The 22,242-nt window shown below is 66.5% G+C and carries 18 protein-coding genes and 1 pseudogene; 4 read left to right on the top strand and 15 right to left on the bottom strand.

The genetic code is table 11. The annotated features are described in order from the left end of the window. Positions 1-21: 21 nt before the first annotated feature. Positions 22-657 carry a DUF2461 domain-containing protein gene (locus ACQ3DC_RS02790; protein WP_430751469.1) on the top strand — a complete coding sequence of 212 codons (636 nt, stop codon included), beginning with the start codon at positions 22-24 and terminating at the stop codon, positions 655-657. Here ACQ3DC_RS02790 and ACQ3DC_RS02795 read toward each other — a convergent pair. From ACQ3DC_RS02795 to ACQ3DC_RS02850, 12 genes and pseudogenes are all read right to left on the bottom strand, one after another. After that, a pseudogene (locus tag ACQ3DC_RS02795) lies at positions 635-1,357 on the bottom strand (ABC transporter ATP-binding protein); the annotation flags it as partial. The gene ACQ3DC_RS02790 and the pseudogene ACQ3DC_RS02795 sit on opposite strands and share 23 nt — an antisense overlap. 130 nt (positions 1,358-1,487) lie before the next feature. After that, entirely contained in the window at positions 1,488-2,261 is a 774-nt protein-coding gene (locus ACQ3DC_RS02800; RefSeq protein ID WP_430751470.1) for an ABC transporter permease, read from the bottom strand. Further along, complete coding sequence (locus tag ACQ3DC_RS02805; protein ID WP_421092436.1) at positions 2,258-3,100, bottom strand: ABC transporter permease; 843 nt, start codon at positions 3,098-3,100, stop codon at positions 2,258-2,260. Before ACQ3DC_RS02805 ends, ACQ3DC_RS02800 begins: the two co-directional genes overlap by 4 nt. Continuing rightward, entirely contained in the window at positions 3,097-4,083 is a 987-nt protein-coding gene (locus tag ACQ3DC_RS02810) for an ABC transporter substrate-binding protein (protein ID WP_157241548.1), read from the bottom strand. The genes ACQ3DC_RS02805 and ACQ3DC_RS02810 overlap by 4 nt, the downstream gene beginning before the upstream one ends. Positions 4,084-4,311: 228 nt before the next feature. Continuing rightward, the gene (locus tag ACQ3DC_RS02815) at positions 4,312-4,917 is read right to left on the bottom strand and encodes a TetR/AcrR family transcriptional regulator (RefSeq protein ID WP_157241547.1); all 606 of its coding nucleotides are present in this window, start codon (positions 4,915-4,917) and stop codon (positions 4,312-4,314) included. A gap of 77 nt (positions 4,918-4,994) precedes the next feature. Beyond that, the gene (locus tag ACQ3DC_RS02820) at positions 4,995-6,542 is read right to left on the bottom strand and encodes an amino acid permease (RefSeq protein WP_430751471.1); all 1,548 of its coding nucleotides are present in this window, start codon (positions 6,540-6,542) and stop codon (positions 4,995-4,997) included. 176 nt (positions 6,543-6,718) lie between these two features. Then, positions 6,719-7,126, bottom strand: coding sequence for a DUF779 domain-containing protein (locus ACQ3DC_RS02825; RefSeq protein ID WP_430751472.1), 408 nt, complete (start codon positions 7,124-7,126; stop codon positions 6,719-6,721). After that, positions 7,126-8,148 (bottom strand): alcohol dehydrogenase AdhP, encoded by a 1,023-nt coding sequence (adhP, locus tag ACQ3DC_RS02830; RefSeq protein ID WP_197432478.1) that lies wholly within the window; start codon positions 8,146-8,148, stop codon positions 7,126-7,128. Before adhP ends, ACQ3DC_RS02825 begins: the two co-directional genes overlap by 1 nt. Positions 8,149-8,204: 56 nt before the next feature. Continuing rightward, entirely contained in the window at positions 8,205-9,728 is a 1,524-nt protein-coding gene (exaC, locus tag ACQ3DC_RS02835; protein ID WP_157241544.1) for an acetaldehyde dehydrogenase ExaC, read from the bottom strand. A 125-nt stretch (positions 9,729-9,853) separates the two neighbouring features. Next, a complete protein-coding gene (locus tag ACQ3DC_RS02840) occupies positions 9,854-11,200 on the bottom strand; it encodes a GAF domain-containing protein (protein WP_430751473.1) in 1,347 nt (448 codons plus the stop codon). Positions 11,201-11,405: 205 nt separating this feature from the next. Further along, positions 11,406-12,836, bottom strand: coding sequence for an FAD-dependent oxidoreductase (locus ACQ3DC_RS02845; RefSeq protein WP_321214146.1), 1,431 nt, complete (start codon positions 12,834-12,836; stop codon positions 11,406-11,408). Positions 12,837-12,910: 74 nt separating this feature from the next. Continuing rightward, a complete protein-coding gene (locus ACQ3DC_RS02850) occupies positions 12,911-13,909 on the bottom strand; it encodes a DNA topoisomerase IB (protein ID WP_321214147.1) in 999 nt (332 codons plus the stop codon). A gap of 104 nt (positions 13,910-14,013) precedes the next feature. On the opposite strand from ACQ3DC_RS02850, the gene rarD reads away from it, so the two are divergent. Together rarD and ACQ3DC_RS02860 are read left to right on the top strand one after the other, a co-directional pair. Beyond that, positions 14,014-15,054, top strand: a complete 1,041-nt coding sequence (gene rarD, locus ACQ3DC_RS02855; protein WP_430751474.1) for an EamA family transporter RarD — start codon at positions 14,014-14,016, stop codon at positions 15,052-15,054. Between the two features lie 40 nt (positions 15,055-15,094). Continuing rightward, positions 15,095-16,348: an NAD(P)/FAD-dependent oxidoreductase gene (locus ACQ3DC_RS02860; protein WP_430751475.1), complete on the top strand. Its 1,254-nt coding sequence runs from the start codon at positions 15,095-15,097 to the stop codon at positions 16,346-16,348. A gap of 92 nt (positions 16,349-16,440) precedes the next feature. On the opposite strand, the gene gabT is transcribed toward ACQ3DC_RS02860, so the two are convergent. Both gabT and ACQ3DC_RS02870 read right to left on the bottom strand, forming a co-directional pair. After that, on the bottom strand, positions 16,441-17,811 hold the full coding sequence (gene gabT / locus ACQ3DC_RS02865; RefSeq protein ID WP_321214149.1) for a 4-aminobutyrate--2-oxoglutarate transaminase: 1,371 nt from the start codon (positions 17,809-17,811) through the stop codon (positions 16,441-16,443). 52 nt (positions 17,812-17,863) lie between these two features. Beyond that, positions 17,864-19,294 (bottom strand): gamma-aminobutyraldehyde dehydrogenase, encoded by a 1,431-nt coding sequence (locus ACQ3DC_RS02870; RefSeq protein ID WP_321214150.1) that lies wholly within the window; start codon positions 19,292-19,294, stop codon positions 17,864-17,866. 168 nt (positions 19,295-19,462) lie between these two features. On the opposite strand from ACQ3DC_RS02870, the gene ACQ3DC_RS02875 reads away from it, so the two are divergent. Continuing rightward, the gene (locus ACQ3DC_RS02875; RefSeq protein ID WP_157241534.1) at positions 19,463-20,899 is read left to right on the top strand and encodes a PucR family transcriptional regulator; all 1,437 of its coding nucleotides are present in this window, start codon (positions 19,463-19,465) and stop codon (positions 20,897-20,899) included. Between the two features lie 79 nt (positions 20,900-20,978). On the opposite strand, the gene ACQ3DC_RS02880 is transcribed toward ACQ3DC_RS02875, so the two are convergent. Continuing rightward, the coding region (locus tag ACQ3DC_RS02880; protein WP_430751476.1) for a CHAD domain-containing protein at positions 20,979-22,242 on the bottom strand (1,264 nt) is incomplete at its 5' end.

Genomic DNA, 22,242 nt, shown 5'->3' on the forward strand with positions numbered 1-22,242 from the left:
GAGGGTCCCTAGGATCGCTGCATGACAACTTTCCAGGGCATACCTGCCGGCGCCTTCGGGTTCTATGAGGAGCTTCAGGACAACAACAACCGGGAGTGGTGGCAGGAACACAAGGACAGTTACCTGTCCCTGGTCAGGGAACCGCTTTCGTTACTGCTTGCGGAGCTGGAACCAAGGTTTGGGCCGGCGAAGCTCTTCCGGCCCAACAGGGACATCCGGTTTTCCGAGGACAAGTCCCCCTACAAGACGGCCCAGGGTGCGGTGGCATCCGTCCAGGAAGGGGTTGGCTACTACCTGCAGATAAGCGCTGACGGCCTGCTGGTGGGCGGCGGCTACCACTCGCATACGCCGGCGCAGCTGGCCAGGTACCGCAATTCCGTGGACGCCTCCGGCACCGGCGAGTCGCTCCGGCGGATCCTGGAGGCTGTTGCCGCGGCCGGCTTTGCCGTTGAGGGAGAGCAGCTGAAGACGGTGCCGCGCGGGTATGCGCGGGAGCACCCGCGGGCCGAACTCCTGAAGCACAAATCCCTCTCCGCCAGCGTCAACCTTGGCCGGCCGGACTGGCTGGCAACCCCTGCCGCGGTCCAGGACATCGCCGGGCTGTGGGAGGACCTGCGGCCATTGGTTGACTGGGTCAGCCGGCATGCTGCCCCTTGACCGGGGTCTCCTTCCCGGATGAGGCCGCGGCCGGGCGGTGCCCCTTCTTCGCCAGCTGGATCTGTTCGTACACGTGGTGGCGCAGCTCCGTGAAGCGCGGCAGGGAACGGGTATTAAGTTGGTCGCGCTCGTCCGGAAGGTCGATCGTAATATCCTCCTGGATCACGGTAGGCGAGCTGGAAAGGATGATTACCCGCTCGCCGAGGTAGACGGATTCGTCAATGTCGTGGGTCACGAAGAGCACCGTGACGCCCAGCTTTCTCCAGACCACCCGGATCAGGTCCTCAAGATCGGCCCGTGTCTGCGCATCCACGGCCGCGAACGGTTCGTCCATCAGCAGGACCTCGGGCTGGTACGCGATGGCCCGGGCAATAGCCACGCGCTGCTGCATGCCGCCGGAAAGCTGCCAGGGGTAGGACCGTGGCACATGCGAGAGCCCCACGGCCTCGAGGGCGTCATCCACCAGCCGGTCGCGTTCGGCCTTGGGCACCCCCTGGTTTTTCAGCGGCAGTTCCACGTTGTCGCGGACCCGCATCCACGGGAACAGCGAACGCCCGTATTCCTGGAACACCACGGCCATCTTCTTGGGTGGACCGGTCACCCGCTTGCCGTCCAGGAGCACTTCGCCTTCGGTCGGCGCCATGAGCCCGGAGATGCACTTGAGCAGCGTGGTCTTGCCGGAGCCTGAGGGCCCCACCAGGCAGGCCAACTCCCCCGCGCGCAGGTCAAAGGTGAGGTTCCGGACCGCCTCCACGTCACCGCCGTCGGTCTGGTAGACCTTCTTCAGCCCGCGGACGGAAAGGGTGGCCTCCGTTGTCGCTTGGGTGGGTTCAGGCTGCATTTTCTACCTCTTTCTGGCCGTGGTACCAGCGCAGGATGTTCCGCTCCGCCCACTGGAAGATGAAAGACATGGCCACGCCCAGCAGGCCCAGGACCACAATGCCGGACCACATTTCCGGGATGGCGAAGGACCGCTGGAACTGGACAATGATGAAGCCCAGCCCGGAGGACGAGGCAAACATTTCGGAAATCACCATGAGGATCAGCCCGAGGGACAGCGACTGGCGCACCCCGGCCATGATCTGCGGGCTGGCGGAAGGAAGCACCAGGTGCCGCACGCGCGCCCAGCCGCTGATGCCGTACGTGTGTGCCGAGTCGGAGAGCACCGGGTCCACAGCCCGCACACCCTCGATGGTGTTGAGCAGCACGGGCCAGACGCAACCGGAAATGATCACCATGACCTTCATGGAGTCGGTGATGCCCATCAGCAGCATCAGCACCGGCACCAGGACCGGCGGCGGGATGGCACGGAAGAATTCCAGCGTCGGTTCCAGCAGTGCCCGCAGCCACCGGATGGACCCGATCAGGACCCCGCCCACAACTCCGATGGCAATGGCCACCGCCACGCCCACCACCAGCCTGCCCAGGCTGGGCAGGACATCGGAAAAGAACCTGTCACCGAACCATACTTTGCCGAAGGTCCCCACAAGGTCGGCGGGCCGGGGGACAAAAAAGTTGACCGCTCCCAGGGTGGAGGACCACCAGACCAGGACCAGCAGGACGGGCAGGCCCACGATATAGCCGAGGTTTTTCAACGACCTCATACGATCACCTCCGAGCGCACAGACGAGTGCCATGCCAGGATCCGCTTCTCGATCTGGCGCATCACCATGTTGATCAGGACACCGATCAGGCCGGTGGCCAGCACCAGGGCGTACATGCCGGAGATGGCGCCGCCGGACTGGGCGAGGGCAATCTCCCGGCCCAGGCCCGGGGAACCGATCACCAGTTCCGCCGTGATGGCCAGGACCAGCGCCACCGCAGCGGCAAGCCGAACACCCGTCATCAGGTAGGGCAGGGCCGTCGGAAACACGACGTACCGGATGCGGGCCATCCGGCCCAGTCCGTAGGTCTTGGCAGTGTTGTTGGCGACCATGTCGACGTCGGCCACGCCGTAGAGCACCTGAATGAGGACCTGCCAGAAGGAGGCGTACACGATGAGCAGCAGGGACGACTCGATCTTTACCCCGAAGAGCAGCACGGCCAAGGGGATAAGGGCCACCGACGGGATGGGGCGCAGGAACTCGATGGTGGAGTTGGTGGCCTTCCGGAGGAAGCCGCTGGAGCCGATGATGAAACCGAGCAGGACGGCTGCGGCCACGGCGATCAGGAGGCCGAGGAACCACGCTTTCATGGTCTCTCCCACCGCAACCCAGAAGGCCGTGAGGCCGAAGTCAACAACCAGGGCGGCAACCACTTCACTGGCGGGCGGGAGGAACCGTTCATTAATCAGGCCGAGGCGGGGAATGAGCTCCCAGGTGGCCAGGAATCCGATGATCCCCGCGACTCCGAGCAGTTGTTTCGCCGCTCCCTTGCCGCCCTTCCTTCGGGGCCGCTCCGCCCGTGGAGCGGCCCCGCCGGTGGCCAGGGTTCCTGAACTCACGGGAGGAGGTCGTCCGCACTCGGCGCTTTGCTCAGGGTGCCGTACTTGGCCGCGGCATCGCCGAGCGTCTTGAAGGCATCCTTGTCGAAGTCAGTGCGGTAGCGCGGCAGGATCATCCTGGCCCGGGTGGCCTCGTCGATCTTCGTGTAGGTGCCCACGATGTCGCGGACTTCCTGCGGATGCTCCTGGGCGTACTCAAGGGACTTGTTCATGGCCCGGGTGAACTTCCCGGTCAGCTCCGCTTTGCCTTTGATGGTGTCGCCCTTGGTGAAGTAGCCGGCGATGTCCAGTTCCGGGCTCATTTCCACAAAGTTGGACGACACCACGGTTCCGCCTTCAGCAACGGCCTTCGACAGGAAGGGCTCCAGGATCCACGCGGCGTCCACCTGCTTGTTGGCCAGGGCCGCCGGGGCGTCCGGGAAGGCTACCTCCACGAACTTCACCCCACTTGGATCACCGCCGTCCTTCTCGATCACCGACTTGATGGTGGTGTCGCCGATATTGGAGAGGTTGTTCACGGACACCGTTTTGCCGGCCAGGTCCTTCGCGGACTTGATGTCCGAGCCGGCCGGGGCCACGACGCCGCCGATGTCCTTGCCCTTCTCGCCGGTGGTGGAGGCGCCGTTGGCCACGAACTTCAGGTCCAGCCCTTTGTCCTTGGCGACCATCACCGAAATCAGGTTGGAGAACGCGAAGTCGAAGCTGCCGCTGACCACGCCGGGGACAATCGCCGCGCCGCCCGTGGCCGTCTGGATGTCCAGCTGAAGGCCTTCGTCCTTGAAGAATCCCTGCTTGTCGCCAAGGTAGATGGGGGCACAGTCCACAATGGGGATGACGCCGACGCTGACCTTGGTCAAGCCCGCGCCGCCGCCCCCGGTGGCCGGTGCGCTTCCGCCGCCGGTGGAACTGGGCGAGCCGCTTCCGCAGGCCGCCAGCCCCAGGACAGAGGCAACTGCCAGGATGGAAATAAGACGACGTTTCATGATCACTCCTTCGTGCCCATGACCGGGGGCTGACCCGCCCCCAAGCCCAGTGTTCGACATTCGAACAGAAGTTCGACTATCCGATTCAATCATGGTACGACTGCCAGCACATCCGTGTACGGCTCATTGTTACAGCTCTGAGACGGCACCGTAAGGGACAGTTTCCAGTGGCCAGGCCTGGATTTCCGCAGTTCCTGCCAACGCCCGGCCTGCGGCGCCGGGGACGGCTCAGCCCTGCCCGCCACCGGGCGCCAGGCGCGTTTCCAGGTTGTTGAAGAAGACCGCCAGCATCAGCTCGAAGGCCTTGGTGGCCGCTTCCGGCTCATTCATGACCACGAAGTCGAACTGCAGCCCGTAGAAGGTGGACGTGAACAGCCGGGCGTCGGTGTCGGCAAACTCCTCCGGAATTCCCTGCACCATGAGCCAGTCGCGGGTTTTATGGTGGAGCATCCGGAAGTGCTCCTGCGACGTTCCCCTCGGTTCGGCGGCCACGATGTCCTGCGCCGTCGCTTCGAATTCCAGGCGCGTCAGGTGCCGGTTCCGCTGGGCCATGGTCCACTGCCAGGAGTCCAGCAGGAAGTCCCGCCAGGCGGCACGGTCGATGTCGTGCACATCGGTGTTGCGCATCCGGTCCAGCCGGGACTCGATGGAAACCACAATGTCGTTGATCAGCTGGTCCCGGCTTCCAAAGTGGTACACCAGCACATACGCGCTCATCCCCAGGCCCTCAGCGAGGCTCCGGAAGGTGAGCTCGGCAAGCGTTTTGTCCATCAGGTAATCCAGGATCGCGGCCAGGAGTTCTGCCTTGCGTTCGGATCGTGTGGGACGGGCCATGTGATCCATCCTAGAAGCCGGACATGCGAATGCCCGCCCTGGCCAGGCCAGGGCGGGGCGGGCATTCGCACGGGGTGTCAGGCGCGGGTGAGCTCGTCCTCGCCGTCGCGCACTTTGTCAGCAGCCGGTCCGTTGACCGCCGCGCTCGCGACGCCGAAGCGTTCGTTGAGGCGGGAGTGGCGCTGGCCGTAGGAGAAGTAGATCGCCATGCCGATGACCAGCCAGACCGCAAAGAAGATCCAGGTCTCCACCGCGAGGTTGGTCATCAGGTAGAAGCACAGCACGGCGGACACGACGGGCAGGACCTTGCCGAACGGTACGCGGAAGGCCGGCTTCAGGTCCGGGCGCTTCTTGCGGAGCACCAGGATGCCCAGGCTTACCACCACGAAGGCGGACAGCGTCCCGATGTTGATCATTTCTTCCAGCAGGTCCACGTTGGTCAGCCCGGCGACCAGGGCGACGGCGGCCCCGCAGATGATCTGGAGGCGCACCGGTGTCGAACGCTTCTGGCTGGTCTTGGACAGTGCACGGGGAAGTAGCCCGTCGCGGCTCATGGCCAGCACCACGCGGGACAGGCCCATGAGGAGCACCATGATCACGGTGGTCAGGCCCACCAGGGAGCCGAAGGCAATGATCTTGGCCGCCGAGGTGTCCCCCACTGCTTCGAAGGCCGTGGTGAGGGTGGGGTTCTCGGCCTCGGCAAGCTGCGTGTAGGACACCATGCCCGTGAGTGCCAGGGACACCAGGATGTAGAGCAGGGTTACCAGGGCCAGGCCGCCGAAGATGCCGCGCGGCAGCGTCTTCTGCGGGTTCTTTACTTCTTCCGCCGAGGTGGCCACCACGTCAAAGCCGATGAAGGCAAAGAAGACCAGAGCGGCGCCGGCGAAGATGCCAAGGGTGCCGTACTGGGCGGGGGCGGCTCCGGTGAGGAAGCCGAAGAACGACTGCTTCAGGACGTCGGCGCCACCGGCGCCGCCGGTCGGCTGGGCGGCCGGGATGAACGGGGCGTAGTTTTCGACCTTCACGTAGGTGAAGCCCACCACGATGACAAAGAGGACGACGCCGATCTTGATCAGGGTGAAGATGTTGCCTACGCGGGCGGACAGCTTAGTGCCCAGGACCAGCAGCACGGTGAAGACGGCCACGATCAGGAAGGCACCCCAGTAGAGGTCAATCCCGCCCAGGGAGATCGCCGGCGGAATATCGGCGCCCATGAGGGCGAATACCTTGCTGAGGTAGATGCCCCAGTACTTGGCGATCACGGCCGCGGCGGTGAAAAGCTCCAGGATCAGGTTCCAGCCGATGATCCAGGCCAGGAGTTCGCCCATGGTGGCGTAAGTGAAGACGTACGCGGAACCTGCCACGGGGATGGCGGTGGCGAACTCGGCGTAGCACATGATGGCCAGCGCGCAGGTTACGGCGGCGATGGCGAAGGACAGGGTCACGGCGGGACCGGAGAAGTTGGCCGCAGCCTTGGCGCCAACGGAGAAGATGCCGGCGCCGACAGCAACCGCGACGCCCATGATCATCAGGTCCCAGGTACTGAGGGAGCGCTTCAGCTTGCGCCCGGGCTCATCGGCGTCGGCGATCGACTGCTCGATGGATTTGGTCCGGAGAAGGTTCATTGGGGGATCACAATCCTGGTTTCGGATGGAAACAGACCTATTAACGGTAGTGTCCATCCACTGGACGGGCCCAATTGTCCCGAATGGTGAGACGGTTACTCTGCCGAACTTTATTCCGGCAAAGCACTTGGGACCCTTCAGATGAAGGGTCCCAAGTGGTAGTTGGTCGAACCGGCCTAGGCGGGCCAGTCCATCAGGGCGGACCGGATCAGGAACCTTTTTCCCTCCGGCGCCTCGACCGAAAAGCCGCTCCCCCTGCCCGGCACCACGTCCACCGTCAGGTGCGTGTGGCTCCAGTAGCTGAACTGCTCCCGCGACATCCAGAATTCCAGCGGCCGCGGTTCCAGTCCCTCGGAGAGGTCGAAGAGGCCAAGCAGGACGTCTGCTTCCGCGGTGATGAAGTCGCCCGCCGGATAGCACATGGGCGAGGACCCGTCGCAGCAGCCGCCGGACTGGTGGAACATGAGCGGACCGTGCTGGAGCCACAGTTTCCGCAGCAGCTGCACGGCCGCCGGGGTGAGCGCCACCCGGGAGAAGTCCTCCCCGGGCAGCGTCACCCCGGCCTCAAGCCTGTCCAGCGGCATCAGAACCTCAGGACTACGCGGCCGTCGATCTTGGCGTGCTTCATTTCATCCAGGACGGCGTTGACCTCCGAGAGTTCCCGGACGGACACCGTGGGGTGGATCTTGCCCTGGGCGTAGAAGTCCAGCGCCTCCTCCAGGTCCTGTCGGGTGCCCACGATTGAACCGCGGACTGTCAGGCCCTTGAGCACAATCTCGAAGATCGGTGCGGGAAAGTCGCCGGGCGGCAGGCCGTTGAACACGATCGTCCCGCCACGGCGTGCCATGCCGATCGCCTGCCCGAAGGCCGAGGGATGCACCGCGGTGACCAGTACTCCATGGCATCCTCCGGTTTCGCGCTGGATGACTTCCACCGGGTCCTCATGCAGGGCGTTGACCGTCAGTTCGGCGCCGTGCGCCTTCGCCAGGGCGAGTTTGTCGTCGGCAATATCCACGGCAGCCACCCGGAGGCCCATGGCGACGGCATACTGGACGGCGATGTGACCAAGGCCGCCGATGCCGGAAATGGTGACCCACTGCCCCGGCCTTGCTTCGGTCATTTTCAGGCCCTTGTAGACGGTGACGCCGGCGCAGAGCACCGGCGCCACCTCGACGGGGTCGGATCCCGCCGGTATGCGGGCGGCGAAGCGCGAGTCCACCAGCATGTACTCGCCGAACGAGCCGTCAACACTGTAGCCGGCGTTCTTCTGCACTTCGCAGAGTGTTTCCCAGCCGGTGCGGCAGTACTGGCAGTCGCCGCAGGCGGACCAGAGCCAGGCATTGCCCACCAGGTCACCGACGGCCAGGTCGGTGACGCCCTCGCCGAGGGCCACCACTTCCCCCACGCCCTCGTGGCCGGGGATGAAGGGCGGTGAGGGCTTGACGGGCCAGTCACCTTCCGCCGCGTGGAGGTCGGTGTGGCAGACGCCGGTGGTCAGGACCTTGACCAGTGCCTGTCCCGGGCCGGGGGCGGGAATCTCGAGGTCCTGGACCTGGAGGTCCTTGCCGAATTCGGTTACTACTGCTGCTTGCATTCTCGTCGTCATTGGCGAAATCCTTGCGTCGTTGTAGCGGGTTTGGAACTGGGGTGCAGCGGCTACTTCTAGAAGAAGCCGAGCTTGTTTTCGTTGTAGCTGACCAGCAGGTTCTTGGTCTGCTGGTAGTGGTCCAGCATCATGGCGTGGTTCTCGCGCCCGATGCCTGAGGACTTGTAGCCGCCGAACGCGGCGCCCGCCGGGTAGGCGTGGTAGTTGTTCACCCAGACACGGCCGGCCTGGATTTCCCGGCCTGCCCGGTATGCCACGTTGCCGTTGCGGGACCAGACGCCGGCGCCGAGGCCGTAGAGGGTGTCGTTGGCGATGCCCATGGCGTCGTTGTAGTCGCTGAACTTCGTCACGGCGACCACCGGGCCGAAGATCTCCTCCTGGAAGATCCGCATCTTGTTGTGGCCCTCGAAGACCGTGGGCTGGACGTAGAAACCGCCGGCAAGGTCGCCGGGCAGCTCGGCCCGGGCGCCGCCGGTCAGGACCGTGGCGCCTTCCTGCTTGCCGATGTCGATGTAGGAAAGGATCTTCTCGAGCTGGTCGTTGGAGGCCTGCGCCCCGACCTGGGTTTCGGTGTCCAGTGGGTTGCCCTGGACCATCTTTTCCACCCGGGCAACGGCGTCGGCCATGAAGGACTCGTAGATGTCTTCCTGGACCAGCGCGCGGGACGGGCAGGTGCAGACCTCGCCCTGGTTGAAGGCAAACAGCGCGAAGCCCTCCTGCGCCTTGTCGTAGAACGCGTCGTTCTCCTGGGCGACGTCGTTGAAGAAGATGTTCGGGCTCTTGCCGCCGAGCTCAAGGGTCACCGGAATCAGGTTCTGGCTGGCGTACTGGCTGATCAGCCGCCCGGTGGTGGTCTCGCCCGTGAAGGCGATCTTCCGGATCCGGGGGCTGGAGGCGAGCGGCTTGCCTGCCTCGACGCCGAAGCCGTTGACCACGTTCAGGACGCCGGCGGGGAGCAGGTCGCCGATGAGCTCCATCAGGACCAGGATGGACGCCGGCGTCTGCTCGGCGGGCTTGAGCACCACGGCGTTGCCGGCGGCGAGGGCGGGCGCGAGCTTCCACACGGCCATCAGGATGGGGAAGTTCCACGGGATGATCTGGCCGACGACGCCGAGCGGCTCGTGGTAGTGGTAGGCGGTGGTGTCCTCGTCGAGCTGCGAGAGCCGGCCCTCCTGGGCGCGGACGGCGGAAGCGAAGTAGCGGAAGTGGTCCGCGGCCAGGGGCATGTCGGCGTTGAGGGTTTCGCGGACGGGCTTGCCGTTGTCCCAGGACTCGGCGACGGCCAGCATTTCCAGGTTCTCGTCGATCCGGTCAGCGATCTTGTTCAGGATCGCGGCGCGCTCGGCCACGGAGGTCTTGCCCCAGGACGGCGCAACCTTGTGCGCGGCGTCGAGCGCCAGTTCAATGTCCTCCGCCGTGCCGCGGGCAACCTCGCAGAAGACCTTGCCCGTGACCGGGGTGACGTTTTCGAAGTACTGGCCCTTCACCGGGGCCACCCATTCGCCGCCGATCCAGTTCTCGTAGCGGTCCTTGAACGTGACCTTCGAACCCTCGGTGCCGGGCTGGGCGTAAACAGTCATTGCTAGCTCCTTTGCTGTGCATGGGGCGGAGGCCGGCTCATGGCCTCCGCCGTTGCACTCAGCGTAGGAGGGCAAAGGTTGCAGTCAGGTTGCAACCCTGTGGCCCACATCACAGGGGCTCATTGTCAGGCGCGCAGTTCGGCTTCCAGCCGCTCGAGGTCGGCGACGACGGCGGCACGCTTGGGCGAGCGGGCAGGCAGCAGTTTCAGGGCGGCACGCCGGACCCCGACGTCGTCCCTCGCCTCGGGCAGCTCAGCGTACTTGAGCAGCGTTTCGGCGCTGCCGTCCGTGAGGACGGCTTCCCGCATCAGGGACGAGACCCTGTCCCGGAGGTCGATGATGCCGGGGGCCTCGGACTTGGGCAGCACGGCCCCGCGGTAGATCTCCAGAGCGATCCGGTGGGCGCCGCGCTGCAGGCAGTTAAGGACCTGGCCGCTGTCCGGCACCAGGTCCAGGGGCAGCCGGTACGGCCGCGAGCCGGGAACGGCGGCCGGATTGAGCTGCTGCAGGACCTTGCGCAGCCGGACCATTTCGGCGCGCAGGGTCATGGTGGAGCCGTCGCCCGGGTACAGGAGGACGCTGAGTTCCTCGGCGCTCAGTCCGTCCGGGTGCGAGCTCAGCAGGGCGAGGATTTCGCTGTGCCGGGCGGACAGCACCACGGTTTTGCCCTCGATGCTGAGCAGGGCCTGGTCGCGGCCCAGCAGCTGGAGGCTGTTGCGGTACAGGCTGCCCTCCTTCGCCCCCGGCACCGGTGACCGGGAAGCGCTGCCCTGGCTCCGCCGTCGTGCAGGCCTGCTGGCCAGCGACGCCGCCAGCTGCAGCCGTTCAACCCGCAGCTGCGCCTGCGCGGCGGCCACGGTCGCCTCGACGAGCGACAACGTGTGGGGTGCCACCGCCGTGGCCGTACCGGTGATGTCCACCACGCCCAGGACGGCGCCGGAATCCGGATCGTGGAAAGGAACAGCGGTGCAGCTCCAGGGATGGACGGTGCGCTGGTAGTGCTCGGCCCCGGCGATCTGGATTCCCCGGCCCAGGGCAAGGGCGGTTCCGGGGGCACTTGTTCCCACCGTTGCCTCGGACCAGTCGGCACCCGGGACGAACATCATGCCCTCGGCGCGGCGCTGCAGCACGGGGTCCCCGTCCACCCACAGGAGCCGGCCCACCTCGTCACCCACTGCCACCAGCAGGCCGCTGTCGTGGCTGGGCTGGACCAGGAGCTTGTTAATGACAGGCATGATGGCGGCCAGGGGGTGCTGGCTGCGGTAGTCCTCCAGCACGTCCCGGTCCATGGCGAGCGGGGCTGCCGGGCTGTCCGGGTTTGCCTTGAAACTGGCCGAACGCTGCCAGGACTCTTTGATGAGCTTGCGCAGGCCTGGTATTTCCGGGGTGCCGGCAGCGGCACCGTCCAGGAACTCATGCCCGGCGAGGGCGGCTCGCTGGTGCGGCTCGGCCGGCTGGATCAGGTTCGTCATCGAACTCCCATGATGGTGCACGGCATTCGTTCTGCCAGCCCGGCAATTGTACCCCTCAGCCGGCTGAACGGCAGCCGCAAATGCGTTGCTTTTGGCGCCTGTGGCAGGCGGCAGTCCCCGGAACGGCGCGGTTGCGGGGACCAGCTGCCTGCAAAAGTTACGCAAACAGGGACGCGTCAGCCGCAAGGTTGGGGGGCGGGAACCGTTAGCCGCGGGAGATGCGGATCATCTCCTCGCGCGGCACCACCTTGATGCGTTCGCGGACCACGTGGTCCAGGCCTTCGGGCCCGGTCCAGGCAGCACCGAGGCCTGCTTCGTGGGCGTCGAGCCTGTTCCAGCCCTCCCATGTGGTGTATTCGATGCCGCGCTCTTCCAGCAGGTCGATAATCGCCTGCGGGTCAGGGTTCTTGGCCGGGGGCAGGGTCAGCCGGTCCTCAAGGAGGAAACCGATGGTTTCCAGGGCGTCGCCCTTGGTGTGGCCGATCAGGCCTACCGGCCCGCGCTTGATCCAGCCGGTGGCGTAGATGCCGGGAACGGGGTTGCCTTCAGCGTCCAGGACCCGGCCGCCTTCGTTGGGGATGACGCCCCGCTTGGCGTCGTACTCGAGTTCGTCCAGTGCGGAGCCGTGGTAACCGATGGCCCGGTAAACGGCCTGGACCGGGTACTCGATGTACTCCCCCGTGCCCTTGGCATTCCCGGTCCCGTCGAGCTGCATGCGCTCGAACTTGATCCCGCCCACCTTGCCCGTGCCGTCGTCGAGCACCTCTACGGGGCTGTGCAGGAAGTGCAGGTGGAGCCGCCTGGAGGACGGATTCTCGGACTCGGTGTGCTCCTCCACCAGCCAGTTGGTGAGCGTGTTCACCATGGTCTTGATCTGGTTGTTGCTGCGGATGGCGTCATCGGAGGCTTCGTCGAACTCGAAGTCCTCGGGGTAGAGCACAATGTCCACGTCGTTCATGTGGCTTAGTTCCCGCAGTTCCAGCGGCGTGAACTTCACCTGGGCCGGGCCCCGGCGGCCGAAGACGTGCACGTCCGTGACCGGCGAAGCCTTCAGCCCCTGGTATACGTTGTCCGGAATCTCGGTGCTCAGCAGCTCCTCAGGATGCTTGACCAGCATGCGGGCCACATCCAGTGCCACGTTGCCGTTGCCGATCACCGCGATTTCCTTCGCCTCCAGGGGCCACTCGCGGGGGACGTCCGGGTGGCCGTCGTACCAGGACACAAAGTCAGCGCCGCCGAAGGAGCCCTGCAGCTCGATGCCGGGAATGTCCAGGTCAGCGTCCTTGACCGCGCCGGTGGAAAAGATCACGGCATCATAGAAGGCCCGGAAGTCGTGCAGGGTGAGGTCCCGGCCGTACGTTACATTTCCCAGGAACCGGATGTCGCCGCGGTCCAGGACCTTGTGCAGCGCATTGACAATGCCCTTGATCCGGGGATGGTCCGGCGCCACGCCGTACCGGATCAGGCCGTACGGCGCCGGGTAGGCCTCGAACAGGTCGATGCTGACCGCGAAGTCGCCGTCCTTGACCCCGCTGGACTTCGTGAGGATGTCCGCAGCGTAGACACCGGCCGGCCCCGCGCCCACAATGGCGACGCGGAGGGGACGGGAGGAGGCGGATTCGCTGTGGTTGGACACCGGAAGCCCTTCTGAACTGGCTGTCTTGACGAGAATGCGCCGGACAGGTAGCGCACAGTCCCCTATTCTAGGGCTCAGCCGCTCTTCGCCAGCGGAACCACGTCACCTTCGCGGTACAGCAGGGCCCTGAGCTCGGCTTCGGCGGAGTCGGGCCGTTTGGGATCGATGGTTTCGCCCTCGTGGTAGTGATCCACTATGCGGGGATCGACGTAGCTCTTGCGGGCGATCGACGGCGTGTTGCCCAGCACCTCGGACGCTTCCATCATGGCCCGGGCGATGGCCCTCTTGCGTTTGGCCGCCGTCCGCCGGGCGCCTGTGCGGGCCAGGCTGCCCGCAGCCGCAACCGAGCCCCGCAGGGTCCGGAAGTCCTTGGCCGTGAAGTCGGATCCGGTCCGCTCCTTCACGTAGGCGTTGATGTCGGCACTGGTGACCGGCTTCCACTGCCGTCCCTCCTTGTACGCCAGGAGCCGGGCATTGGGGCCGCGCCGCTTGAGCAGCCGCAGCAGGACGGCGAGGTCTGCGTCGCGGAATTCCGACTCCCAGTCCTTGCCGCTCTTGGCGGGAAACTTCAGCAGGATACGGTCCTTGCGCACCGTCACGTGGGCGCAGAGCAGGGTGGCGAGCCCGTGGCTGCCGTTCTCGTTCGTGTACCGCTCAGACCCCACCCGCAGCGATCCGCTGTCCAGCATCCGGAAGGCCCCGGCGAGGACCCGGTCACGCGAAAAGCCCTCACTGCGCAGGTCCATGGTGACCCTGCGGCGGGCCGACGGCAGCGACTCCGCCAGTTGCAGGGAACGGTCGAATTTCACCCGGTCCTTCCGTTCCCGCCATTCCGGGTGGTAGATGTACTGGCGCCGGCCCACCGCATCCACACCGGTTGCCTGGATGTGCCCGTTCTCGAACGGGGCAATCCATACATCTGTCCACGCCGGCGGAATGCCGATACTTTCCAGCCGGTCCCGAACCGGACCGGGCGGCAAGGTGGAGCCGTCCAGGTCCCGGTAGCTGAAGCCTTTACCGGCAGCAACACGGCGGTAGCCTCGGCCCGAAGCGTTGCTGCGCCGGAGCCTCATGGGGCCGTGTCCGGCCGCTTGGCGAAGATCATAAAAGCAAGCCTACTGATTATTTGCCGGTTGCGTGCCCTGCCTGCTGGAATACCTGCCCCCGGGGTGGTGTTATGGGTTCCGTGCCCACTCCCGATGGATCCTCCCCCGCCAGTGCCCCGGCTCCCGCCGCTGCGCCCCGTCCTTCCCGGGCAGCCGGCCCCAAAGCCGCCGGTCCCAAGGCCGTAGATAAGGAGACGACGGCGGGAATCCTCTTTGGCATCGGGGCTTACGGGCTGTGGGGGCTGCTCCCGCTGTACTTCTTTGTCCTCATGCCGGCGGGCGCCGTCGAAATCGTGGCCAACCGGGTGGTGTGGTCCCTGCTGTTCTGCGCCCTCCTCATCATGGCCACCCGTTCCTGGTCCGCGCTGGCGCAGGCCCTGCGGGACCGGGCCGTGCTTGGTTCGCTGGCCCTGGCCGCCCTCCTGATCGCCGTCAACTGGCTGACGTACACCTACGGGGTGACCACCGGGCAGGCCGTTGAGGCCTCCCTTGGCTACTTCATCAACCCGCTGGTGTCTGTCCTGCTGGGCGTGTTCGTCCTGAAGGAGAGGCTGCGTCCGCTGCAGTGGACCGCCGTCGGCATCGGTTTTGTGGCGGTGGGCGTCCTCACCTACTCCTACGGCAAGCTGCCGTGGATCGCACTGACCCTGGCCCTCAGCTTCGGCCTCTACGGTTTCGTCAAGAAGCGGGTGGGGTCCAGGGTGGACGCCGTCACCAGCCTCAGCGTGGAGAGCATGGTGCTGGCCCCGTTCGCGGCGGCCACGATGGTCTACCTGGCAGCCGCCGGAACAGCCACGCTCACCACACAGGGACCGGGCCATTTCTGGCTCCTGCTGGCCTCCGGCGTGATCACGGCGGTACCGCTGCTGTTCTTTGGAGCCTCGGCCCGCCGCCTTCCCCTGACAACCATCGGGCTGCTGCAGTACTTCGCGCCAGTGCTGCAGTTCATCCTGGCGCTGGTGGTGTTCAGGGAAGCGATGACCCTGGACCGCTGGATCGGCTTCGGCGTGGTGTGGGTGGCGCTGCTGGTCCTGACCGTGGACATGCTGCGCACGGCCCGCAAGGCGTCCGTGGCCCGGAGACGGAACCGGGCGGCCCTCAAATCCCCCTAGCCCCCTGTTGCCGGGAACCCCGGTGGAGTAGGTTGCTCGGATGGAGGACTCATATCAGGTCATCGTGATCGGGGCCGGATTCGCCGGCACCGCTGCAGCCAGGGAACTTGGCCGCAAGGGCGTCCGCGTCCTGCTTATCGATTCGAACAACTACCACCAGTTCCAGCCGCTGCTGTACCAGGTGGCCACCTCGCAGATCGGCGTGTCCGCCATTGCCCGCCCCATCCGGTCCATGTTCCGGCGGATTCGCAACGTGCGGGTCCTGACCGCGGAAGTGGCCTCGGTTGATGTTGGAAACCGCACCGTCACCACCGACGAGGGTGACACGTTCCGCGCCCAGGTTTTGGTGATCGCCGTGGGCGCCGTGCCCAACTTCTTCAATACGCCCGGGGCGGAGGAGCATGCCTTCCCGCTGTACTCCGTGACCGACGCCACCAGGCTCGGAACCAGCGTGACCCGGCTGCTGGACCGGGCCGACCGCGAGCCTGGAACCGAAGTGGACATGGTGGTGGTGGGCGGCGGTCCCACGGGGGTGGAGACTGCCGGCGCCCTGGCGGAAAACACCAAGTTCGTTGTGGCAAAGTTCTTCTCCCCGGAACTGGCGGCCCGGTGCCGCGTGCACCTGGTGGACATGGTGCCGAGCGTGCTCGCCATGTTTTCTTCCAAGTCCCAGGAATACACCCGGCAACGCCTGGCGAAGATAGGGGTCCAGATGCATATGGGGGTGGGCGTCACCGAAGTCAGGGCCGACGGCGTGACGCTGGCTGACGGGACGGTCATCCCGGGCGGGATCGTTGTCTGGGCCGGCGGGCTGAAGGGCGGTGACCTCATCGCCGGCTCGGGGCTGCCGCAGGGAAAGGGCGGCCGGATCGACGTCCAGGCGGACCTGACGGCCCCTGGTGCGGAAGGCGTGTATGTCGTCGGCGACGCCGCCAACATCACCGATTCGACCGGAGCGAAACTGCCGCAGCTCGGTTCGGTGGCCCAGCAGGCCGGGAAGTGGGCCGCGCGCAACATCCTTGCCGACCTCAACGGCGGAACCCGGCAGCCTTTCCGCTACGTGGACAAGGGATACATGGCGATGATCGGACGGGGCGCGGCGGTGGCTGAACTTGGGCGCCGGCGCGTCCAGCTCCAGGGTCCGCTGGCTTTTCTGTCCTGGCTCCTGGTGCACCTTGCCCTGCTGTCCGGATTCCAGCAGAAAGTCCGCGCCCTGTTTTCCTGGCTCAACGGCTACGTGCTGCACAGTCCCGCGCAGGTGGTCATCGGCGAACCGGACAAAGCCCAGAGGTAGCGGCGCCTTAATCCCCCGAGGCCCCGGAACAGTAGTTCCGGGGCCTCGGGTTGTGTTCGCGCCGTTGCGAGGGACGCTAACTCTGTGGACTGCTACGCGTTGGCTTTGATGGCGGCGGCCAGGACGTCCAGGCCGTCGGTCAGCAGTTCGTCGGTGATGACCAGCGGCGGCAGCAGGCGGATCACGTTTCCGTAGGTGCCGCAGGTGAGGATGATGACACCTTCCTTCAGGCACGCGGCCGCCACGGCCTTGGTCAGCTCCGGGTTCGGTTCCTTGGAGCCGGCCTGGACCAGTTCGACGGCGAGCATGGCGCCGCGCCCGCGGACATCGCCGATGACGGCGGTTCCGGCACCGGCAAGCTCGGCCTGCAGCGCGCGGAGGCGGGTAGTGGCCAGGGCTTCAATGTGGCGGGCCCGGCCGTTCAGGTCGTACTCCTCCATGGAGCCGATGGATGCCAGCGCGGCAGCGCATGCCACCGGGTTGCCGCCGTAGGTGCCGCCCAGGCCCCCGGGGTGCACGGCGTCGAGCAGGTCTGCCCGGCCGGTGATGGCGGAGAGCGGCATGCCGCCGGCGATGCCCTTGGCCAGGGTCAGGATGTCCGGGACAACACCCTCGTGGTTGACGGCGAACCATTCACCGGTGCGGCAGAAGCCGGACTGGACCTCGTCCGCGATGAAGACGATGCCCTTCTCCTTGGCCCACGCGGCCAGTGCCGGGAGGAAGCCCTCGGCCGGGACAATGAACCCGCCTTCGCCCTGGATGGGTTCGATGATGATCGCGGCAACCTGGTCCCCGCCGATCTGCTTCTCGATCATGGTGATGGCGCGCTTGGCGGCCTCGGCACCGGTGATCTCCGGGTTTTCCTCGCGGTACGGGTAGCTCATGGGCATGCGGTACACCTCGGGCGCGAAGGGGCCGAAGTTGGTCTTGTACGGCATGGCCTTGGCGGTGAGCGCCATGGTGAGGTTGGTCCGGCCGTGGTAGGCGTGGTCGAAGGCCACGACGGCGTCGCGTCCGGTGGCGAGGCGGGCCACCTTGACGGCGTTCTCCACCGCCTCAGCGCCGGAGTTGAAGAGGACCGTGCGCTTCTCGTGGTCGCCGGGCGTGAGGCGGTTGAGCTGCTCCGCGAGGGCCACGTACCCCTCGTACGGGGTGACCATGAAGCAGGTGTGCGTGAAGTGCTCCACGGCTTCCTTGACGGCCCCGACGACGGCGGGATCGGACGCGCCCACGCTGGTCACCGCGATGCCTGAGCCGAGGTCGATGAAGGAGTTGCCGTCGACGTCGTGGATGATCCCGCCGTCGGCGTCTGCCACGTAGACGGGAACGGCGGAGGCGACGCCGGCGGCAACTACCGCCTTGCGGCGCTCGGCCAGTGCCACCGACTTGGGCCCGGGGAAGTCGGCCTGGACCCGGCGCTTCTGCTCCAGGCGGAAGGTGATGTCTGATGCGGTGGTGGTCATGGGGAGCCTTTCTGGAAAGCCTGGGGTTTGATGCGGAGGTTTGGCGGCGGGGTTATGCGTCGAGTGCACTCATGACGTGCTTGATGCGCGTGTAGTCCTCAACGCCGTACATGGAGAGGTCCTTGCCGTAGCCGGACTGCTTGAAGCCGCCGTGGGGCATTTCGGCGGTGAGGAGGATGTGGGTGTTGATCCAGACGGCGCCGAAGTCCAGGTCGCGGCTCAGGCGCATGGCCGTACCGTGGTCGGTGGTCCACACGCTGGAGGCGAGGGCATAGTCCACGTCATTCGCCAGTTCCACAGCTTCTTCCTCGGTGCTGAACTTCTGCACGGTGATGACGGGCCCAAAGGTTTCCTTCTGGACGATGTCATCGCTTTGCCTGGCGCCGGTGACGATGGTGGGTTCGAAGAAGTAGCCCTTCTCCCCCGCCCGGTGGCCGCCAATTTCGATCCGGCAGTTGGCAGGCAGGTTCTCCACCACCGAGCTGACGGCGTTGAAGTGGTTGATGTTGTTCAGCGGGCCGAAGTAGTTGTCCTCATCGTTCTGCGAGCCGGTGCGGAGGGTTTTGGTGTGCTCCACCATGGCGGCGACGACGTCGTCGTGCACCGAGTCCTCCACCAGCACGCGCGTGATCGCGGTGCAGTCCTGGCCTGCGTTGAAGAATGCGAACTCGGCGATGGCCGCGGCACTCTTCTTGATATCGGCGTCCTTGAAGACGATGGCCGGCGCCTTGCCGCCAAGCTCCAGGTGGGCACGCTTGAGGCCCTTGGCGGCACCGGACGCCACAGCGATGCCGGCACGGACGGAGCCGGTGATGGACACCAGGCCGGGAACCTTGTGGTCCACCATCAGGGCACCGGTCTCGCCCGTGCCCAGCACCACGTTCAGGACGCCGGCGGGCAGGATGTCCCCTGCGAGGCGGGCCAGGACCAGCGTGGATTCGGGGGTGGTGTCCGAGGGCTTGAGGACCACGGTGTTGCCGGCGGCGAGCGCCGGGCCGATCTTCCAGATGGCCATCAGGAAGGGATAGTTCCAGGGTGCAACCTGGGCCACGACGCCGATGGGTTCGCGGCGGACGTAGGAGGTGTGCCCCTCGAAGTATTCGCCGGCGGACTTGCCTTCAAGGATGCGGGCTGCGCCGGCAAAGAAACGGAGCTGGTCGGCGCCGGCCGCCACTTCCTCGGAGGCGATCAGGGAGCGGACCTGGCCCGTGTTGCGGTGCTGGGCCTCCACGAGTTCGTCACTGTTGGCCTCGACGGCGTCGGCGAGCTTGAGGAGCATCAGCTGGCGCTGCCCCGGGGTGACGTGCTTCCAGGTCCTGAAGGCGTCCTTGGCTGCGGTCATGGCGGCGTCCACATCAGCCTGCACCGAGACGGGCGAGTGCGCCACGACTTCCCCGTTGGTCGGGTTCACGATGTCCAGCAGGGTGGTGCCGGCAGGGGTGACGAACTTCCCGTTGATGAAGTTCTGCAAGGTTTGGACCACGGTGTGCAACCTCTTTCGTAGGGGCCACCCGCGCCCGGGCGGAGTTCGGGGCGGATGGATGGAACTGCCTTGAGCCTATGCCAGCGCCCCTGTGCAGTGAATAGCCACCTGCACACCCTTCCGGGAGCTGTTTAGTGCGGTTGCCCAGCGCCCGTTTATCCTTGATCCATGGCCATCTCCCTTGCCGCCCTGCTGGGTGTTAACTCCCTGAAGTTGTCCAAGGCCGGGGTCGCCGAGACCACCTGGCACCAGGACATCAACTGGGTGGCAGTCACGGAACTGGAGGATCCGCACCGGTTCCTCAACGGCGGGGAACTGATCCTCACCACCGGCCTGCGCCTGCGATCCGCGCCGGAGCAGCGGCGCTTTGTCCGGCAGGTGCAGCGGGCCGGTGCCGTGGGCATTGGCTTCGGCGTGGGGCTCTCGCACGAGACGGTCCCTCCTGCCCTGCTGGCGGAGGCGAACCGGTGGGGCCTGCCGGTGGTGGAGGTTCCCTACGAGACGCCGTTCATTGCCATTGGCAAGCTGGTGGCCGACGCCCAGTCCGCGGACCACTACGCCAAGCTCGAGCGGCTGATCGCCGGGCACCAGATTCTGGCCCGGGCCCTGCTGACCGGTGGCGGGCTCGCCGAGCTCCTCAAGCACCTGGGCAACATGCTGCGCACCGACGTGGCCCTCACCCAGTTCACGGCCCAGCTCTACAACAGCAGCAGCGATTCCCCGTCCGCGGACTCCTGGTCCTCCTATCCCGTCCCCACCGGCCGGCGGGATGCCTGCACGCTCTGGGTCCGGCAGCCCTTCGAGGACTCGGGCATCATCGGGTACGCCCAAAGCCTGATCAGCGTGGAGCTGAACAACATGGTCAAGCAGCGCCAGGCCCAGCGTGCCCTCTGCGGCCAGGTCCTGGAAGACGTGATCCACGGGGCGCTGGAGACCAGCGAGGCCCAGCGGCGCCTGGCCGGCGTGGGCGTCAACAGCACCCGGAAGAACGTGGTGCTGCTGGCCGTTTCGGCCGCCCACAACAAGGCACTGGTGAGTACCTCGGTGCCGCGCGAACTGGAAAAGGCGGTGGCCGCCGTCGTGGGCAAGGACCTGGTGCTGGTCATTAACGACGACGGCGGCGGCGCACCTGCCCTTGCCCGGAAGCTGAGCGACCACCTGGCAGAAGCCGGCATCCACGCCACGATCGGGATCGGCGGCGCGTACACCAAGCCGAACGGCCTGCGGTGGAGCTACTTTGAGGCCCGTGACGCGGCAAGCCACGGCCTGCCCGTCAATGAGCCGGAGCGCCTCAGCCTGACATCGCTGCTCCTGGCCAGCGAGGACGTACCGCTGGCGGACATGGCCAACGAGTCCCTGGACCCGCTGCGGACCTTTGACGCCGCCCACGGCTCGGAACTGATGGCCACGCTGGAGAGCTACCTCAACAACAACGGCTCGGTGGCCGCCGTCGCCGAGGAGCTCACCCTGCACCGGAACACCGTCCGGTACCGGCTGGCGCAGATTACCGAGCTGACCGGTTACGACCCCGCCGTCACTGCGGACCGCGTGCAGCTCTGGCTGGCGCTGGCCGTGGCCCGGCTGTCCGCGCGGCAGGGGAAATAACGCCAACGCGGGGTCACTTCCTGCCCGATATCAGCGATTTATCGGGCGTTATCTGACCCCGCGTTGCCCTGACATGCCGCTACCCCAGCCCGCGGCGCAGCAGTTTCCGCGACTTCCTGCGGGCTTTCCGGTACTGGGCCTCGGAGCTGCTGATCAGCCCGTCCTCCCGCGTCTCCAATGCTGCATAGGCTGCCGCAGCCGGCGTCGGTTCCTGGCGTGAGCCCACCGTGGCCAGCAGGTCCCGGGCGATCACGGCGTCGTGGAAATTGCCCAGGATCTTTTGCTGCCGGTGCGCGGCCTTGGCCACCTTGTCCCCACGTTTGCCGTAGACCTGGGCGGCAGATTCCGCCACGTGCCGCAGCTTCTTGGCATCCTTGCGCACCTGGTGGAGGGCGGTTTCGTGGGCCGTTCCGCGCTTGGACCGCACCGCGGCCTTGTGCGAGCGCCGCAGCCGCCTGGCAGCCTTGGCCACGGCTTTCGCAGCCACGCGGCGCCCCGGCACCACCGGGTCCGGACGGACCGGCGGTTTGTCCCGGAACGCCTCCAGGTCATCCAGGAGCCGGAAGTAGCGTTCCGAGCGCAGCGCCTCCTGGAGCTGCCGGTAACCGTCGTCATAGGCGCCGCCCACTTTGTGCTCCACCTTGGCCCTGACGTCGTCCACGCCCTCCCCCGGCGTAAGGTCGTCGAGGTGCCCGCGGAGCCTGGCCAGCAGGACCTCGGCATCCCGTGGCGCGCCGAGCAGCTGGCCCAGCCATTTCAGTTCGTCGCGCAGCCGGCGCACAGGAGCGGCTGCATAGAGTTTTGAGTAGGCAGAAAGCACGGAGCGGACCCGGCGGAGCGCGGACCGCATGTCGTGCACCGACTCGGGCTCCTCCAGCCGGACTCCCGGGTCCTGGGCCAGGATCTCCCCGATCTGTCCACTGAGGTAGGCAGTGACGACGGCGGCTGCGGGGGCCTTCCTGCCGGCAGCCAGGGCAGGGGTACTTCCGTTCCGGGACGGGCCGGCGTCCGGGAGGGAGCCGGCGGCGCCGCCCAGCGCACGGGCAAGCTTCGAGGCGTGCCCGGCGGGACGGGCTCCGGCCTTGGCCAGCAGCTCCTCGGCGGGGCCGAAGAACCCGGGATCGCCATGGACGAGTTCCAGTTCCCACTCACGCCAATGCTGCTTCTCCCCGCCGCCCCCGGCTCCGCCTTTTTGTCCGCGGTGCAGGAGCTCGGCCGTCACCCGGTCATCGGCGAGGTCCGCCAAGTGAACGCCGTCCTCGCCGTACAGGGCGTGGGTGGTGCGGCTGGTTTCCAGCCGCACCACCGGAGCCACATAAGCCCCCCCGAGGTATGGCGGGAGG

This window comes from Paenarthrobacter sp. NEAU-H11 (assembly GCF_050573415.1).
Taxonomy (GTDB): Bacteria; Actinomycetota; Actinomycetes; order Actinomycetales; family Micrococcaceae; genus Arthrobacter.